The organism is Streptomyces sp. SM10, from assembly GCF_002910915.1.
In the GTDB taxonomy this organism is placed as follows: Bacteria; Actinomycetota; Actinomycetes; order Streptomycetales; family Streptomycetaceae; genus Streptomyces.
Genome location: NZ_NEUF01000035.1, coordinates 1 through 1524, shown reverse-complemented (window position 1 = coordinate 1524; position 1524 = coordinate 1). Strand labels below are relative to the sequence as shown.

Here is a 1524-nt window from a genome sequence, read left to right as displayed (position 1 = left end):
GTCCAAGCGGCTGCGGGTGAGTCACGCGTTCCACTCGCCGTGTATGGAGCCCATGCTCGACGGCTTCCGTGCGGTCGCGGAGACGCTGACCTTCCAGCGGCCCGAGATCGNGATCGTCTCGAACGTGACCGGTCAGATGGTGTCGGGTGACGAGATCTGCACCCCCGAGTACTGGGTGCGCCATGTGCGTGAGGCGGTTCGTTTCGTCGACGGGATGCGCACCCTCCAGGAGCAGGGCGTGTCCACGTTCCTGGAGCTGGGCCCCGACGGGGTGCTGTCCGCGATGGGGCAGGACTGTGTCCAGGATTCGATGTTCGCTCCGGTGCTGCGCAGGGACCGTGACGAGCCGAAGACTGTGGTCACCGCGCTCGCCGAGCTCTACGTACGCGGGTCGGTGGTCGACTGGGTGGCGTTGTTCGCCGGTTCGGGTGCCTGTCGTGTGGATCTGCCGACGTATGCCTTCCAACGTACGCACTTCTGGCTCGCCGACAGCGTCGCGCAGCCCACGGATGCGAGCGGACTCGGCCAGAGTTCAGTTGGTCATCCCCTCCTCGGAGCGGCGGTTCCGCTCGCTGGGGGAGAGAGCACGGTGTTCACCGGCCTGCTGTCGCCCGGCCGGTACCCGTGGCTTGCCGACCATACGGTCATGAGGTCGGTTCTGCTGCCTGCCACCGCGTTCGTCGACCTCGTGTTGCATGCCGCTTCATATGCGGAGTGTGACGTCATCGAGGAACTGACACTCGAGGCACCACTTGTCCTGTCCGAGCACGGAGATACCCAGCTGCAGTTGATCGTCGGGGCTGCGGACAGTGAAGGGCGTCGCGATGTCGCCGTGCACGCCCGCTCTGCGGCGGGCTCGGATGCGGGCACGGACTGGACCAGGCATGCGGTAGGCACGTTGGCTGCGGGTGTGGCTGCGGGTGTGGCTGCGGGAGAGTCGCTGGAGGAGTGGCCGCCGCGGGGTGCTGTCGGGCTGGATGTGGCTGCTCTGTACGGCCAGTTGCTGGATCTGGGTCTTGGGTATGGGCCTGTGTTCCGGGGGCTTCGTGCTGCGTGGCGGCGTGGGGACGACCTGTTTGCGGAGGTTGCTCTTCCTGATGGGGTGGATGTTCAGGGGTTCGGGGTTCATCCGGCTCTGTTGGACGCTGCTTTGCACGGGCTGGGGCTGTTGGGAGGTCTGGACGGCGAAGCGCGTCTGCCGTTCGCGTGGTCGGGGGTTTCTCTTCATGCTGTGGGTGCGTCGGTTCTGAGGGTGCGGATCGCGCCGGCTGGTTCTGGTGTGTCGTTGGTGCTGGCTGATGCGGTCGGTGGGCCGGTGGCGTCGGTGGATTCGTTGGTGCTGAGGCCGGTGTCGGCGGAGCAGGTGCAGTCGTCCGGTGTGTTGCGTGATGCGTTGTTCCGGGTCGGGTGGGTCGAGCACGCGCTTGGTGTGGAGGGTGTTGCCCTCGATGTCCGGGTGGTCGCGGCTCTGGATGTGTTGGATGCGGTGCCGGGTGTGGTGGCGGTGTCGTTCGCGGAGGCCGG

At 66.7% G+C, this 1524-nt stretch carries 1 protein-coding gene; it reads left to right on the top strand.

Annotated elements, in window-relative coordinates; all coding sequences use genetic code 11:
- Positions 1 to 52: 52 nt before the first annotated feature.
- The coding region (locus B9S57_RS03075; RefSeq protein ID WP_258036189.1) for a polyketide synthase dehydratase domain-containing protein at positions 53 to 1524 on the top strand (1472 nt) is incomplete at its 3' end.